Origin of the sequence: Chengkuizengella sp. SCS-71B, assembly GCF_040100845.1 — a bacterium.
Lineage (GTDB): Bacteria > Bacillota > Bacilli > Paenibacillales > KCTC-33759 > Chengkuizengella.
The window spans coordinates 3,543,552-3,558,873 of the sequence record NZ_JAZHSH010000001.1; the positions used below are offsets into that span (position 1 = coordinate 3,543,552).

18 protein-coding genes are annotated in these 15,322 nt (G+C 32.8%); 2 read left to right on the forward strand and 16 right to left on the reverse strand.

What is annotated here, in order from left to right; translation table 11 throughout:
• Positions 1-359: 359 nt before the first annotated feature.
• From VQL36_RS17385 to VQL36_RS17395, 3 genes are all read right to left on the reverse strand, one after another.
• Positions 360-863, reverse strand: a complete 504-nt coding sequence (locus VQL36_RS17385; protein WP_349250517.1) for a DUF6933 domain-containing protein — start codon at positions 861-863, stop codon at positions 360-362.
• Between the two features lie 231 nt (positions 864-1,094).
• A complete protein-coding gene (locus VQL36_RS17390; RefSeq protein ID WP_349250518.1) occupies positions 1,095-1,898 on the reverse strand; it encodes a permease prefix domain 1-containing protein in 804 nt (267 codons plus the stop codon).
• Between the two features lies 1 nt (position 1,899).
• Entirely contained in the window at positions 1,900-2,229 is a 330-nt protein-coding gene (locus tag VQL36_RS17395; RefSeq protein WP_349250519.1) for a PadR family transcriptional regulator, read from the reverse strand.
• A gap of 433 nt (positions 2,230-2,662) precedes the next feature.
• Here VQL36_RS17395 and VQL36_RS17400 point away from each other — a divergent pair, with 433 nt between their 5' ends.
• Positions 2,663-3,403, forward strand: coding sequence for a TIGR02206 family membrane protein (locus tag VQL36_RS17400; protein ID WP_349250520.1), 741 nt, complete (start codon positions 2,663-2,665; stop codon positions 3,401-3,403).
• Between the two features lie 65 nt (positions 3,404-3,468).
• On the opposite strand, the gene VQL36_RS17405 is transcribed toward VQL36_RS17400, so the two are convergent.
• The 6 genes from VQL36_RS17405 to VQL36_RS17430 all read right to left on the reverse strand — a co-directional run bounded on the left by VQL36_RS17405 (position 3,469) and on the right by VQL36_RS17430 (position 8,340).
• The gene (locus tag VQL36_RS17405) at positions 3,469-4,191 is read right to left on the reverse strand and encodes a DUF3298 and DUF4163 domain-containing protein (protein WP_349250521.1); all 723 of its coding nucleotides are present in this window, start codon (positions 4,189-4,191) and stop codon (positions 3,469-3,471) included.
• Positions 4,192-4,341: 150 nt separating this feature from the next.
• Entirely contained in the window at positions 4,342-4,722 is a 381-nt protein-coding gene (locus VQL36_RS17410; RefSeq protein WP_349250522.1) for an OsmC family protein, read from the reverse strand.
• Positions 4,723-4,746: 24 nt separating this feature from the next.
• Complete coding sequence (gene rlmD / locus VQL36_RS17415) at positions 4,747-6,168, reverse strand: 23S rRNA (uracil(1939)-C(5))-methyltransferase RlmD (protein WP_349250523.1); 1,422 nt, start codon at positions 6,166-6,168, stop codon at positions 4,747-4,749.
• A 20-nt stretch (positions 6,169-6,188) separates the two neighbouring features.
• Entirely contained in the window at positions 6,189-7,103 is a 915-nt protein-coding gene (locus VQL36_RS17420; RefSeq protein WP_349250524.1) for a diacylglycerol kinase, read from the reverse strand.
• 156 nt (positions 7,104-7,259) lie between these two features.
• The gene (locus tag VQL36_RS17425) at positions 7,260-8,021 is read right to left on the reverse strand and encodes a sirohydrochlorin chelatase (RefSeq protein WP_349250525.1); all 762 of its coding nucleotides are present in this window, start codon (positions 8,019-8,021) and stop codon (positions 7,260-7,262) included.
• Between the two features lie 28 nt (positions 8,022-8,049).
• Positions 8,050-8,340 (reverse strand): YerC/YecD family TrpR-related protein, encoded by a 291-nt coding sequence (locus VQL36_RS17430; RefSeq protein WP_160646673.1) that lies wholly within the window; start codon positions 8,338-8,340, stop codon positions 8,050-8,052.
• A gap of 610 nt (positions 8,341-8,950) precedes the next feature.
• On the opposite strand from VQL36_RS17430, the gene VQL36_RS17435 reads away from it, so the two are divergent.
• On the forward strand, positions 8,951-9,544 hold the full coding sequence (locus tag VQL36_RS17435) for a hypothetical protein (protein WP_349250526.1): 594 nt from the start codon (positions 8,951-8,953) through the stop codon (positions 9,542-9,544).
• A 164-nt stretch (positions 9,545-9,708) separates the two neighbouring features.
• Here the strand turns inward: VQL36_RS17435 and VQL36_RS17440 are convergent, their stop codons facing one another.
• The 7 genes from VQL36_RS17440 to VQL36_RS17470 all read right to left on the reverse strand — a co-directional run bounded on the left by VQL36_RS17440 (position 9,709) and on the right by VQL36_RS17470 (position 15,110).
• Positions 9,709-10,539, reverse strand: a complete 831-nt coding sequence (locus VQL36_RS17440; RefSeq protein WP_349250527.1) for a radical SAM protein — start codon at positions 10,537-10,539, stop codon at positions 9,709-9,711.
• Between the two features lie 40 nt (positions 10,540-10,579).
• Positions 10,580-10,747, reverse strand: coding sequence for a hypothetical protein (locus VQL36_RS17445; protein ID WP_349250528.1), 168 nt, complete (start codon positions 10,745-10,747; stop codon positions 10,580-10,582).
• 79 nt (positions 10,748-10,826) lie between these two features.
• The gene (locus tag VQL36_RS17450; protein WP_349250529.1) at positions 10,827-11,768 is read right to left on the reverse strand and encodes a DUF4097 family beta strand repeat-containing protein; all 942 of its coding nucleotides are present in this window, start codon (positions 11,766-11,768) and stop codon (positions 10,827-10,829) included.
• A 1-nt stretch (position 11,769) separates the two neighbouring features.
• On the reverse strand, positions 11,770-12,321 hold the full coding sequence (locus tag VQL36_RS17455; RefSeq protein ID WP_349250530.1) for a DUF1700 domain-containing protein: 552 nt from the start codon (positions 12,319-12,321) through the stop codon (positions 11,770-11,772).
• Entirely contained in the window at positions 12,318-12,635 is a 318-nt protein-coding gene (locus VQL36_RS17460; RefSeq protein WP_349251208.1) for a PadR family transcriptional regulator, read from the reverse strand. Before VQL36_RS17460 ends, VQL36_RS17455 begins: the two co-directional genes overlap by 4 nt.
• A 327-nt stretch (positions 12,636-12,962) precedes the next feature.
• Entirely contained in the window at positions 12,963-14,018 is a 1,056-nt protein-coding gene (locus VQL36_RS17465) for a DUF3048 domain-containing protein (RefSeq protein ID WP_349251209.1), read from the reverse strand.
• A gap of 423 nt (positions 14,019-14,441) precedes the next feature.
• Positions 14,442-15,110, reverse strand: coding sequence for a Bax inhibitor-1/YccA family protein (locus VQL36_RS17470; protein ID WP_349250531.1), 669 nt, complete (start codon positions 15,108-15,110; stop codon positions 14,442-14,444).
• Positions 15,111-15,322 lie beyond the last annotated feature (212 nt).

Here is a 15,322-nt window from a genome sequence, read left to right on the forward strand (position 1 = left end):
TCTCTCAAATACTTTGTTTTTCAAAAAATAAATTCGTATTTAGACTAGACTTTATGCAGCCTGTAATGCTTGTATTTGAGGCAATCCTCGTAAAAATTTAGAACCATCAAACTCACACTGTTTTTGACCGATGACAAACAAAACACGTAATAACTTATAGCACATTTTCCAAATTCGATGCCCCGATCATCTTGTACACGGGCTACGTGTTTGTTTTTAGCGATATCGATGCCAACTATAAGAGTTGATGGTTTGATTCATTACAGGAATGCTCCCATTATTGAGTTTAATAACAACAGTATACATTATTTTGTAATAACCGTTTGAAAAAATTGATGATACAATCAAGTTTTCACTTATTAAATATTCTCTATCTCTTTTCTGAGTAAATCAATAGGATACTTATAACCCATTGCTGGACCAGTCATCAATTGCCCCGTCCATTTATTAAGTTCAACTAAATTTAGACTTTCACTTGGAAGATGATATTCTATTTCCCAAGAAATATGGATATGAAAATCATTAATTTGCCCCAATATACTCCTATCATGAGTTTTTGTATACTTCACTTCACCACATTTTTTCAAATATTGTTTAACCTTACTTAGTGGAAATCCTTCTGCTATGAATGTTTCTTCGATAGAAGAGATAAAGATATCATCGAATTTTTTAAAATCATTTAATTTTAAACCGTACAATACTATGCAGTATCGAGTTTTATTGTTCATTAGGATTATACCTTTTCTCCTATCGAACATAAACAAATTAGCATGCCAGTCGTAAAAAGAATCTCGTTCATCGGTATAATCCTCAAGTTTTATTTTCATAACATCAGCTAATTTTTTAGTGCATTGAATAAGCATATTTTCACCTTCGATATATTCATTTTTTTATAAATCTTTTAACAAATTTACTTTATTATATTGTTCTATTTTGCTTTTGCAATCACGAGTTTTCTTCTTTTATTTCCCCATCTATTGTAGTATTCTAAAATATTCAATCTAATATCTCCTTAAGTGAACCTCCTTTGATTCTAAGGAGGTTAAATGATTCGTTTATATCTGTTTTTGGTTGTTGGTGAAAAACTAATCACATTATATATTCTCTTTGTTGGGCTTTGAATTCTTTCCAATTTTTAATAGTGTATCGTAACTCATTTTTATCCAACCAAAATATATAAAGATATAAGTAGCTATGGAGATGATTAGCAATAGAAAAACTACTCCATAACTTGAAACATCTTGATAGATTGCCGATTCTATAAATAAAGCCATAGGGGATAGGAAAGCGATCACTGCACCTATAATTATCGAACGTGTATAAGTTGGATGAAAAGAATCATTTTTGTTTTCAATAGACTTTCTTAAATGCAGGGTTAGTTTAAAACGTTTTTCCAAATCTCTATATTTACCAAATGACATTTCCATACCAGCATAAGTGAACATAACGATTGCAATTGCAATAAGTATAAAGAAAGGAATGAGAAGTATATCATCATTAAAATTTTCAGATAAACCAGTTATAATGTCATCCTTGATTAATTGAGGAATTAAAATTAATTGAATTACTGCTAACAAACATATAAACACGCCTGTTACAAAGTATATACTCCATTTTTTGCTTACTTTAAAGTAATTATTCACTTCATCTTCAGTAAGAGTGGGTAGTTCGTCTCTTTCGTCATCAAGCTCAATATCAAACTCTTTCATTAGTTCATCAATATTTCCGAATTCTGAAATTACAATACCTACCGCTTCATTTTCTGACATACCATTACTTTTCAACTCATTATATTTGTCTTCCATATTGGATAATAAGTCTTCTTTTATACTTTTGATTTGTTCTGTTTTTGGTAAAGTTGCAAACATATTATCTAAATAATTCAAAATTGTTTCCATTTTAGAAATCCTCCTTAATAAATTGATTAATAACTTCCTTCGTTAACTCCCATTCTTTACACTTTTCCTTATAGTAATTTATCCCCGATTGGGTAATCTTGTAATACGTGCGCCTCTTACCATGTGTTTCTTCCTTAAAAAAAGATTCAATATAGCCGTTTTTCATCAGACGATTGAAAGCAGAATATAAGGTTGTTTCCTTTATAATGTACTTTTCATCTGATAATTCTTTGATGTTCTTTGATATCTCATACCCATAAGAGTCGTTGTCAAGTAACATATATAGAATAATTGTATCGTTATATCCTCTAATAACATCACTGCTAATCAAATATATTCTCCTTTCCCTCATTACTTATGTTGTTATGATTTTTATATATTTATGGCTAAATTACTCCACCTGTAGTACTTTACCTGTCGTAGTAATTTTAATATATCATAATTACTACGACAGGTAAAGTAGTTAGTTTTGAAAAATTTGTTTAATGGTAAATAAAATAAGCCCTCAAAGTTAATTTTTGAGGACTTTATTCATTACTAATACATTAGTAATTCAATAAAATAAATTTGTTGGTGGAATAATTAAATTCAAGTTAGTTTACATATGATCTAATTAAATTAGAAGGACTATGATTAAGGTTATACGATACAATTTATTTAAATTATATTTCCAACATAATTTGAACACACTCTAACTGAATGATACATTTCTAATTTCCATACAAAGAGAAATATTTATATTTCAAAAAATAGGAGTGGTTATTATGCTTTCTTTTATACAGCCCGATGGTGAAAGCCAATTTGTCCTTTTTTCTCTTGAACACCTATTTTCTTTATTCGTTGTTATTGTAATTATTTTAGTTATTTATTGGTATAGAAGCAGTTTAAAGCAACCAATCCCTAACAAGATATCTAGAGGATTATTAATTATAGTTCTAATTGTCTCAGATATAAGTCTTCATGCATGGCTTTGGTGGGTTGACGAATGGGGGTTTCGTAATGCACTTCCTCTTCATTTGAGTAGTATTTCTCTTTTACTAGCCGCCTTGCTACTTTGGATTAAAAATTATCGTCTTTTTGAATTCACTTATTTTGTTGGAGTAGGCAGTGCACTTCAAGCTATGATTACTCCAGATATTAGTTTATATACCTTCCCACAGTTTCGATATATTCAGTTCTTTATTGCACATGGCGGAATTGTAGTTGCTAATTTATTTATGGTATTTGTAGAAGGGTTTCGGCCTACCTGGAAATCTTTATGGAGAGCCTTTTTCTATTTAAATCTATATACTTTGTTCATATTTATTTTTAATATTATGATTGGTAGTAATTATATGTACGTCTCAAGAAAACCGATCAATCCTTCAATCATTGATTATTTAGGTCCTTGGCCTTGGTATATCATACCACTAGAGATTATAGCTCTTGTTACGTTTTTTATATTGTATTTGCCTTTTTGGTTTACAGAGAAAAAAAGCATATGTAAGAAAGTTAAAAAAATATAACCACACTAAGAATGGTCATCATTTTCTCTAATTAGTCGTGTGTTTTGCATGTATGTGTACAATCTCTATAAAGGAATGGCAATTGTTTGTATCTCTCCTGCACCGGGAGCAATCTCATATTTATTAAATAAAATATACAATGTATTATTCTCAATATAAAATGCTTGATCTTCTCTTACAGATTGAAAAGTAAGTTCTCCTGTTGAAAATGTTGAATAGTTCTCTTTGTTGTTATTCATATGCTGTAAAATAAGATGATTCAATGAATTTACGTCAAATATGTCTGAGATACTCACTTGTTTACCTTCTGGTTCATTAATTATATTCACAGACATCACTCTAGACATATCAGTAGCACTACCAATATAGGTTCTAATTGTAATAACAATAGAAACTAAATCCCCAGCTTCGATCAGTTTGTAGTCCATGTTTAATACAGATTTGGAAACAGGTATATCATATTGCTTCATATCTTCTAAATACTCCTCAGCACTTAACTTGATTTCCATTATCTCTGCATTATAATCTGATATTTTTTTATTGATTTCATATTCAACTTGTTTGTCTATTAATCCATGAATTTCAGGTTTTACGATAGATATAATACTAGTTTCATCCTCAGAAGATATAGTATTTTCTATCACAGTCACCTCACTATCTGATGTGTCATCACTATTGAAGTTTGACGCCATTGTATTTCCAAGATTTGGGAAATGATTAATAACTAATAGAACAACGCCAACGAATGAGATAGCTGCCAATGTAAAAATTATTATGATTTTCTTCAATTGTTTACTTCTTCCTAACTACTTTTAATTTGAGCTCAACACCTCATCTAATTTATTTTTAATCTTTATTTCTTCTCCGCAACGTTATTTCACAATCCAAACACCTACAAAGCAAGTGCCTATTATATCTTCTACTGAAGCAGTATGTTTTTATTTAATTTCAAAAGTTTTTGTGATTTCAATACTTTCAATTACGGATTGAACCATAGAGCAATTTTTTGTAGTGAGGTCAATTGCTTTTTGCATTTTTTTATCATCTAAATCTGAAGAAACTATAGTAAAGTGCAAATGGATTTTCTCAATACGACCTGCTTTCTCTTCATTTCTTTCTATATCTGCTTTTATATGGAGATCATCAAAAGTCATTCTTTGCTTTTTTAAAATTGTACGAAGTACTCCACCACTGCAGACTGCAATTGAAGAAACGAGTAATTGATAAGGTCTAAATCCAAACTCTTCGTTCCCAGAAACATCAAGTCTTCCATAAGGTAATTCTGTAGAAAAACCGACTTCTTTCATATTAAATTCCATATTGCCACCTCTAACTGTCTTTATTTATCCCACATCGTGAGAATGACTCAATTCTATCAACGCCACACACTCCACATGCACAGTATGCGGAAACATATCCACAGGCTGAACCTGCTCCGTCTTAAACCCACCATCCTCCAAAATCCGCAAATCCCTAGCCAAAGTAGCAGAATCACAAGAAACATAAACTACCCGCTTCGGTTTCATCTGAATGATTGTCTGCAACAATGTCTCATCACACCCCTTACGAGGTGGATCAACAACAATCACATCCGTTTCTATCCCTTCCTCTTTCCACTTAGGAATCACTTCCTCTGCTTTACCAACTGCAAATTCTACATTGCTCATCCCGTTTAACTCAGCATTAATTTTGCCATCCTCTATGGCTTCTTTTACGATTTCAACACCAAAAACCTTTTTTGCTTTCTGAGCTAAAAATAATGAAATGGTTCCAATCCCACAGTAAGCATCAATCACGGTTTCCTTACCTGTGAGCCCAGCATACTCCAATGCTTTCTCATAAAGTATTTTCGTTTGAACAGGGTTCACTTGATAAAAGGAACGGGCAGAGATGGCAAACTTCACATCTCCGATGTAATCATAGATGACTTCTTTACCCCAAAGAGTTTTAGTTTGATCGCCAAAAATGACGTTAGTTTTCTTTGTGTTGATATTTTGACATATACTTACCACTTGACTGAATTTATCACGTATTTGGCTTATGAATTGCTCTTGTTTCGGGATTCGTTCTCCATTTGTCACCAAAACAACCATAAGTTCATTGGTATGAAAAGCGATTTTTACCACAACGTGTCTAAGCATTCCTTTATGAGTTACTTCATCGTATGCTGATATCCCTAACTGTTGTGCGATGTTTTTTACTTCACGAATGACATCATTGTTTAGATCATGTTGTATCAAACATGTATCCATATCAATAATTCTATGACTGCCTTGTGCATAAAAACCCCCAACTAAACCACCTTCATGCTCACCAATGGGTACCTGTGCTTTATTCCGATAGTTCCATGGGTCGTCCATTCCAAGAGTAGGAAGAATTTTAAGGTTTCCTGACTCCCCAATTTTCCCCACTACCTCCAACTTCCCAATCCGCTCCAGATTATCAACCACACGCTGTCTTTTCCATTCAAGCTGAGCAGCATATTCCATATGCTGTAACTGACAGCCTCCACACTGATTGTAAATATCACAAGGAGGTTCTGTTCTACTTTCACTTTTCTCAACTATTTCTAACAGTTTTCCGTATCCGAAATTTTTCTTAACTTTAATGACCTTAGCTTTTACTTTTTCTCCAGGAAGTGCTCCCTTAATAAAAAGGGTATAACCGTTAATTCGGCCTACCCCTTCTCCGCTATGACCTATTCCTTTGATTTCTAATGTTACATCCATATTTTTTTTAACAGGTGGATTCTTTGTTGTACTCATGTTTTATGGATCACTCCAATTTAATCGTTATATGTAGTCATACCTGACTTGTCAATAAAAACCGGGATATGAGATGGTATTAAGGAAAATGTTTTGGGTAACGTACCACCGTACTCCCCATCTAAATTAATTTGTGTATAATCAGAGGATGAAATTTGAAGATGGTTAGATTTAAAATGGATAACATGTGGATCATGCACATGTGCTCCTTTTAAAGTTAAGGTTACGATTCTTATAAATTCAGCTAAATTACATTTTTTTAAAATAAATATATCAAATAAACCATCACTTAAACTTGCTGTAGGTGCAATTTTCTCCATCCCACCTACGGAGTTACTATTTGCAATTAGAAAAATCATGACCTCTTCTTCTTCTAATGTGACTTCTTTGGATTTGAGTGACAAATGAATCGGTCGAAATTGAGGAAGTTTTTCTAATCCCTTCATATAATAAGCTAATTGTCCTAACATCGTCTTCAACTTACTAGGAACCTCATAGGTTAACTCTGTTAATGAGCCTCCACCTGCAATATTGATAAAATATTCATCATTCACTTTTCCTATATCAATCAACTCAGTATATTCGTTTAAAATAATATCACACGCTCTTGACCAGTTCTTTGGAATACCTAGTGCTCTGGCAAAATCATTTGTGGTCCCTAAAGGAAGTATACCTAACTTTGGTCGAAATGGTTGATTAGCCAATCCATTGACAACCTCATTCAATGTTCCATCTCCACCTGCAGCAATAACAACATCAAACTCTCTTTTGACTGCTTCTTCCGCAGCTCTAGAAGCATCCCCTTGTCCTTTTGTTTCATGCGTGGAAGTTTCAAAGCCACCACTTTCTAATTTTTTCAAAACCTCCGGTAACCTTTTTTTCATCTCTTCTCTACCTGAAGAGGGATTATAGATTAATCTTGCTCTTTTAACCATCTATTCCACCTACTTTTAAAATAACTGAGCTATTATGTTTATTCATTATTTTTTCTAATTATAACTTAATTATATGAAAAAGCATAACACTCAACAGGTATGTCAAAATAACCATCTTAAGTTTATTACTCGCATTTCCTTCTATAATAGAGTTCTTTATTGATTAGACATTAAAGATACTTGTTGTTCAATCCATTGGGAAATTTTTTTGTCAGGTAAGATCGGTTTACCATTGTACAAGTATGTAAAGTCTTTTAAACGACTGGGAATCACTTCATTTGTAAAATAGCCTTCACTTAAAAAAAGAGGCACAATAATGACCTTATGCTCAGGATATTTATTATTCAATATCTTCATTTTACTTGCCACTTGATTCGGCAATAACATTGCTGATTCTGATCCAGCAAAATTCCCTATCTGTTGTATCCGTTTAGCTAATGAATTTAATCCATTTCTCCATTTGTCATGAAATCCTTTTTCATTTGATCCATGTCCAACTAGACAAATCACTTCCTGCTGTGAATTATCCGATAAATCACTTATTCTTTCATACAAAATATTAGCAATAATAGGATCGTCATCTACAGGTACACCTAAATGAATATTTGCTTTGATATTCAATGGTTCCATGTCAGTTTCTAGAGCTGGCTTTGAAGTCACTTTCAAAGCATAACTGATTTCATCCAAATGCGTACTTCCTGATGAAACAAATAAAGGGATAACAATGATATCCGTTACCCCTTTAGCCTCTAATCGGTATATTCCATCTTGAATGAGTCGATTTTCTACTAGTTCTAAAAAAGAAGATTCCTTTGGAATAGAATTTGGTAATTGAACCTCATCTACAGCCTGGTCAACTAAATGGACCCATTTTTCATTTCTAGAGCCATGGCTAATAACTAGTAATCCATACATCATATGTCTCCTCCTGATGGACAATCTCTATTTACTTTTTGATACGTTCCAAAGCCATTCTGTAACCATCATTTCCATAGTTCAAACATCTTTTCACTCTGGAAATCGTAGCTGTACTAGCGCCTGTCTCCGCTTCGATCTGATTGTAAGTACTTCCTTTTCTCAACATACGCGCCACTTCTAGTCGTTGTGATAGCGATTGGATTTCATTGACGGTACATAAATCATCAAAAAACACATAACACTCTTCAATATCTTCTAAAGACAGAATTGCTTCAAATAGTTGTTCTATTGATTTATCATTAAATTTCTTCAATTGCATATTTAATTCATCCCCTATGTACATCTTTTTCTTCTATTTTATCATATCATACTTTAAGTGACTAATGCATTCAAACGTTCAATTACATAAACTTTACAGAATAGAATGGAATAGTATATCAAAAGGTTAGGTAAAAGCATAACATAGGCTCCAGTTCATTCATGGACTGGCCGATCTACCTTTGGAGATCACTCGTGATCCTTCTTAACTTCAGTCGCATCCTGAGAATTCTGACACTAATTCATCTTTGACTAGCATAAGGGTGCTTTTTAAATTTCTACTTCAAATAAATATTTAAAAAGTTCCCTTTTCAGCACCAAGAAGTTTGTTTGAACATGAAGAAGCCGGAGCGGAGTGTAGATTGTTACATGAGCACCGGACTTCAAATGTGAGGGCAAAATTCGATGTGGGAATTACATCTAGGTATCAACTTCGTGATCTAAAGGGTACTTTTTAAATTACCTTATAAATTTTTTTTGTAAACCGTGACAATCGTCCATACATCACGAATGCCTACTACATATTGTATAACAAAACCATAAGTAGGTAACCTTAATAAAACTTTGCCATTCTCTTTTTAAGGTACCTATAAAAAAGGATTGTGGGCAAATTGAGAAGACATAATCAACAATATCATAGAGCGACAAATGCAACTCCACCAAATAGCGGCTATTATAGAGCGGGTATTAGAAATGAAACAAATGCAGGTCAAGTCCCAGCGAATACAAATTATCCTCCCGCTGTCCCATACAATGGAGCACAAACCCCATTCAATGATGCACAAATCCCATATAACAACGGAGCACAAGTTCCGTACAATGAGACAAGAGATTTAAACCTACCTGTTCCGTCAACAACTACAGACAGAAGCAGTAACCCATTATCTAATTTACCTATTGGTGATATTAAAGCCATGGTTGAAAAGTTAGGTGGAGTTGAAGGAATCTTTAATACAATTAATAAAATGAATGGATTTATGAAACAAATTCAAGAGTTTTCTCCTATGTTAAAGTTACTACTAGGTTCTTTTGGTAAAGGAGCTGCTGCTGCTACTGCAGCTGATGCTGCGCTTTTAGAAGATAGAAGGAAGAGAAGAAGGAGAAGAAAAAGGAGAAAGTCAGGGTCTTCAAAAAGAAGTTCTTCTAACAGTAAACGTTCAAGATCAAAAAAATCTACAAAAAGAAAAAGAAGAGCAATAAGATAATGAATTTCGACTGAGAACGTATGGATAAAAAACATTCTATACGTTCTTTTCTTTATCCACATTAAAAAGGTACATCATAATATATTTGATCCAAAAATATTTACTTACAGATGCGCTCACCTCTATAGGTGGTATCTTCAAATCAGGTGGAGTCACTAAGCTCTTCATTTTTGTAGTTTGTTTAACGGAAGGAAACCTTCCTGACTCACAAAAATTTGATCGTCTGAAAAATAGTTCTCTAATTGTTTTTTCACTCTTAAATATGCAGAAGGATCATACCATTCTTCTAATTTTTCCTTTTCATAAATTTGTTGAATTCCTAACCTTTGCGTCCTCTTCCCCTGCATTCCATCTCCCATAAAATAATCATCGACACAGACACGAGATACAACTGAGAATAATTTTTTTGCAAATGATTCTGAACTGGGCAGTACTGGTGATATTGCAGCTTGTATTGGCAGGCCCGCTTCTTTTAAATCTTGCAAAGCTTTAAATCTTGCTGCAATTGGAGGTGCACTTGGAGTAAAGATTTTACGCATTTCACCCAAGTCTGTTTCTATCGTCATACTAATGAGGACTCTATCTTTTAATTGTTTAAAATATTGTATATCCCTCGTCACTAAAGGGCTTCTAGTTTGCACAAACAAAAAATCAGGTTGAATCTCAACCATAACTTCTAAAAGGGAACGAGTAATGAAATGATTTGCTTCTGCTGGTTGGTACGGATCTGTACTTGACGACATGAAAATATGAACAGGTCCTTTATTTTTAGCTTTTGTTAATTCTTTTTTTAGTAAATCAGAAGCTCCTAGTTTCACATCCACCCAAGTTCCCCATTCTAACCCTTTAAATTTTGCAATTGGCATTTCTCGAACATAACAGAATTTACAAGAGAAGGAGCATCCTGCATAAGGATTTAAAGTATGTGTATATCCTTTTAAGTAACCTGAAGCTTTTGTTAAGATTTGTTTTGGCTCTTTGATATGCAGCTCCATGAAATGCCCTCCTACTTAGATATATATCATTCATTTTACCTCATATTATTTTAAAGTAATATTTCCTGATAAAGCTCTTCTCTATATTATATTCTCCAGTACCAATTTTTCCAATTGCTCGTAAATCAGATTTCTTTTCATATAAATACCCATCTCTTCTATTAACCACATTATTTGTAGATTCAATATCACCACTAGTTACTTCCATAGTTAGTGAATCGCTGTTTATATTTTCTGAATCATATAGTTTTTGTGGAATTGTACCACGTTCAGTTATAGCGTAACTATTATTTTAAAGTAATATCTCCAGATGAAGCTCTAGCTTTTATGCTATATTCACCAGAGCCAACTTTCCCAATTGCTCTTGTATCAGATTTCTCCTCAAATAAATAACCTTCTCCTCTGATATCCACATCTCCTGATGAGGTTTTAAAATCAAATACTAAAGATTCATTTTCTTGCTCAAAGTCAATTGTAATATCACCACTCGTTGTTTTAGCATTTATATCTCCTTTAAGCTCATCATTATAAATGGTTATGTTACCACTTGATGTTTGTAAGTTTGATGTTTTTACTTCATTATTTGTATATTCTATATTACCGCTAGCTACTTCCATAGTTAATGTATTGCTGATTATATTTTCTGCGTCAATGTTGCCACTTGAAGTTTCCATTAAAATATCTGAAGAAATGACTCCATTTTTTGCTGAGATATTCCCAGAAGTAGCAGCTAATTCAACATCATTTGCATTTAACTCTTCAATAGTAACGTTTCCTGAGCTTGTAGTTAATGTAAGGTCATTTGCTTGTAATTGTGCAACTTCAATATCTCCAGATGTTACATCTACTTTAACTGAGTCATACAGTTTTTGAGGAATTTCTACTTGTAGGTCTACTTTATTAATGACAAACCCTACATTAAAAAAAATATTCTTTTCTTTTAACTCGATTTGTAACATATCTCCCCTTTCTTCCAAAATCAAGTCATATACCTCTTCATACCGTTTGCTTACTTCACCACTTAACGTGACTATTAACTCCCCCTTTTCTGTAGGGATAACATTCACATCTACTGAACTTGTATCAATTTCAATATTATTATATTGATTACCAGATGCTATTTTTTCTTCAAATATATCAACCGTCTCAAATGCGTCGTCTATAAAAACGAATGCCCCTGCAGCTCCTACTATAATTAATATGATGCCTAGGAAAGCAAATTTTTTCATTTTATTTTCCTCCCTTAATTGTTCTAATGTTAAATTTAATATAACGAAGTATTACATTATACAAAAATTTACCAATATAAATCATACCAATACTCATTAAAATCCCTAAGCCACATAACATAATCGATGCAAAAAAGTTCAATTCAATATTTGCAAAACCGTTAAACATAATACTTGGAATTAATAACAAAGGAGAAATCGTGAGAACAACTGAAGTCATGCATAATGCTAAATACACTCCAAATATTCCGATGACAGGCCCTACGATAAATACGATATTGAAAAAACTTAAACTTAAGGTCGCTAAGACTGCTTTATACATATTCCCGATTGATTTATCTTTTTCAGCCTTAGTCACTCTATAATCAGCCAATAAATCCTTTGCAATGACTTTTGGATCTCCTAATTCTCGAACAAGCTCTTCTTCAGATTTACCATTGGCTAATCCGATATCAAAATGTTCCAAAAAATCATATAAAATTTCATTTTTATCTGATTCATGTACATCTTTTAATAAAAATTCCAATTGATTCAAAAAATCATTTTTACTCAATTTAATACCTCCTCTATAAAATCATTAACTGCATTTGAAAATTGATTCCACTCCTCAACTAACAAATTCATGTATGCTTTACCATGTTCAGTTAATGCGTAATATTTCCTCGCAGGCCCTTCTGATGATTCTGCCAAATAAGTAGACAAATATTGTTCTTTGGTTAGTCTTCTTAAAAGTGGGTATAACGTTCCATCGGCAACTTCAATATTTCGTGAGATATTTTGAGCTAACTCATAACCGTATTGATCTTTTTTAGAAATCAGAACCAACACGCATAATTCGAGCACTCCTTTTTTAAATTGAACGTTCATCATCCCATCTCCTTCATCTATATTCACTATTGATTAATGTTTAGTAGTTGTTTAGAAAAATTTCCTGTAATTTATAATGTATATAATACTACACACTAGTGAACATTGCAAGGTACTGAAAAAAAATAATTGGATAATCAACTTTTTTAGGTAGACAGAAGAAAAATTATATGTATAACTATTAATTATAAAAGGTTTTAAAAACGACTAAACCAATGTGTCCCGATAGAATACCGAGTTACATTGGCTTCATAGTCTTTTTTAAAACTGTCTACTTGACAGGCTTAAGACCAGATTTGGTCCTCTTCTGTTAATATGATCCTATGTCTATTGTATTTTAATCTCAGAGCCCACAGGCACTATATGTATCCATGTTTTACCTGATAATAATGGAATCTCTTGTTGGTTTTCATCAAAAGCACGAATGATCCCATGAACATATTCCCATGTAATTGATTTTACTTTTCCTGCTTGAAGAATGTACCCTGTACCTGGACCGTGAACATCTACATCTCTTCGCCCAACATTGTCTAAAACATAATGATTCGCTTCAGCAATAAGAATATTGTTTGCTATTAATTGCTCATCTGTTTCTCGATCTTTGTGTGCTTCCCCTTGCATATAACGATAGTACACATTTTCTTCTTCGTTAAATTCATAGTTTACTTTATATCCAAGTAGATACGGGATTTCAACTTGATTGGCAGGATCTCCATCGAGAATTGTCTCTACATCAGCGAATGTCAACTCTACATCTGTCCATGTTTCACGGTATCCTTTATTTGCTGCACCATTACGTATTAATTCAGTATTAGTGTATAGATTATGTGGAGGTCTACGATCATCACTTCGCCAGTAATAAGCTCCATCTCCATATACCTCATCAAAATTAGGAAGACCACGCCCAGAAATCATATTCATTGCTTCCTGACTCCAGCCAGCATGAACAATTAATGCGTCTAATCCATCACCAATTTCAACAAAATAAGGTCTAATACTGCGAACAGGTCCAATAATTTCTGGTGATTCACTTTGAAAAACAGATACAAATCTTGTGATTTCACCTTCAGCTAGAATCTCATAAACAATATCTGCTAGATGTAATCCACTCTGAGGTCTTGCCAATGGTGAATTTTCCACCATAACCATAACCGGACGCTGCACTGCTTCTTCTTCCGTTCCTATTCCGGTTAACGGAAAAACATAAGGATAGTCAATTTCAGGCACCTCAACTGGTTCAATTGATTCTTCAACAATTGGTTCTTCTTCAACTACTTCTACAGACTCTATAACTTCTTCTGCTTCATTTGGCAGGGTTTCCGCACACCCAACAAAAAATATGGAACAACATAAAACAAAGATAAATAACCCTGAACTTCTCATTCTCACGAATTAACCACCTGCTATAAATTTTTTGATAGATTTGGCATTTCTATTAAACCATAGATTAGATAAATTTTACAGATAAAAATTTCCTCTATTTCCATTTCAGTTATTCTATCGTGAAAAAGAAAATGAAGGTATGGTTGCACAAATAGAGGTTATAGCTAATCTAAATGGAACAAAAACTCCTATCGGAGTCTCTCGAGGAGGTAGCCGAATACTTCTTTACACTTATCATAAATTAAATAATTAAAATGTAGATAGTATAAGGGCAATAACGATTCTGCCTTCGTCTAGACTTGCCAATCATCGAGTTTTCTTTAGAGGTAGTTTTTGTGGAAACTTAGAATTTGAAATTTTATAATTCTTAAGTTATAAAAAAGACGCTATCAAATTGACAGCGTCTTTTTTTATTCTTAAATATTAATCTCTTGATAATCCCAAAAATTGTAACAGGTACAAAAATAAATTAATGAAACTTAGATATAAACTAAGCACAGCTAGTGGGATCATTTCGTCTGCAACTCCGTTTTTATAACGAGAAATATCATACAGGATAAATCCAGAAAAGATTAAAATCCCAGCGAATGAAATTGCAAGCCCCATTGCTCCTGTGTGTAAACCAGGAAGAAATAATCCAATTAAACTTAAACCAATTAATGCAAATAATCCAACCATCAAAAATCCGCCTAAAAAGCTAAAATCTCTTTTTGAATTATATGCATATACAGATAACCCAACAAATATTAATACAGTTAACATTAAAGCTGTTGTAACTAATGATGCTCCACCGCTTGCTGCATAAGCTGCAATGACACTATACAACGTAATCCCACTAATAAAACAAAAGATATACGTAAATGCATAACCAATTGGCTTTCCTCTACGACGAACAAACATAGAGGCCACAATCATGACTAATTGTACAATGATAAGTGGAAACATTAATGCTGTTGGTACTTGTGTGCCTACTAAAGTTCCAACAAATGAGATCAATAGAGAAATCGTAAACATCCTCATTAACTTGTGAAACGAATGATTATACGTATCCTCATACTCACCTGCAAACGTTTGGTTTTGTTGATACTCCATAGAACTAAATTCCTCACTTTCAATCATAAATTCAAACAGATAATATTATTTTACCATATATCTATATGTTTTGCTTTTCCATCTATGTATTTTTAATTGTCTCTTAAAATTGTGGATAAGTTGTTAACAAAATAACTATAACCTGAAAACAAGTTGTGAACATGTTAACAATTTAAAAATATGTGTATACATACATATTACAAATGCCCTTA

Coding starts and splice junctions, on each gene's coding strand:
- VQL36_RS17385 (WP_349250517.1), bottom strand. CDS start 863: ATGCTTATTCAATGCACTAAAAAATTAGCTGATGTTATGAAAATAAAA.
- VQL36_RS17440 (WP_349250527.1), bottom strand. CDS start 10,539: ATGGAGCTGCATATCAAAGAGCCAAAACAAATCTTAACAAAAGCTTCA.
- VQL36_RS17470 (WP_349250531.1), bottom strand. CDS start 15,110: ATGGAGTATCAACAAAACCAAACGTTTGCAGGTGAGTATGAGGATACG.
- rlmD (WP_349250523.1), bottom strand. CDS start 6,168: ATGAGTACAACAAAGAATCCACCTGTTAAAAAAAATATGGATGTAACA.
- VQL36_RS17430 (WP_160646673.1), bottom strand. CDS start 8,340: ATGCAATTGAAGAAATTTAATGATAAATCAATAGAACAACTATTTGAA.
- VQL36_RS17420 (WP_349250524.1), bottom strand. CDS start 7,103: ATGGTTAAAAGAGCAAGATTAATCTATAATCCCTCTTCAGGTAGAGAA.
- VQL36_RS17425 (WP_349250525.1), bottom strand. CDS start 8,021: ATGATGTATGGATTACTAGTTATTAGCCATGGCTCTAGAAATGAAAAA.
- VQL36_RS17410 (WP_349250522.1), bottom strand. CDS start 4,722: ATGGAATTTAATATGAAAGAAGTCGGTTTTTCTACAGAATTACCTTAT.
- VQL36_RS17450 (WP_349250529.1), bottom strand. CDS start 11,768: ATGAAAAAATTTGCTTTCCTAGGCATCATATTAATTATAGTAGGAGCT.
- VQL36_RS17465 (WP_349251209.1), bottom strand. CDS start 14,018: ATGAGAAGTTCAGGGTTATTTATCTTTGTTTTATGTTGTTCCATATTT.
- VQL36_RS17400 (WP_349250520.1), top strand. CDS start 2,663: ATGCTTTCTTTTATACAGCCCGATGGTGAAAGCCAATTTGTCCTTTTT.
- VQL36_RS17390 (WP_349250518.1), bottom strand. CDS start 1,898: ATGGAAACAATTTTGAATTATTTAGATAATATGTTTGCAACTTTACCA.
- VQL36_RS17445 (WP_349250528.1), bottom strand. CDS start 10,747: ATGGAAGTAACTAGTGGTGATATTGAATCTACAAATAATGTGGTTAAT.
- VQL36_RS17460 (WP_349251208.1), bottom strand. CDS start 12,635: ATGAACGTTCAATTTAAAAAAGGAGTGCTCGAATTATGCGTGTTGGTT.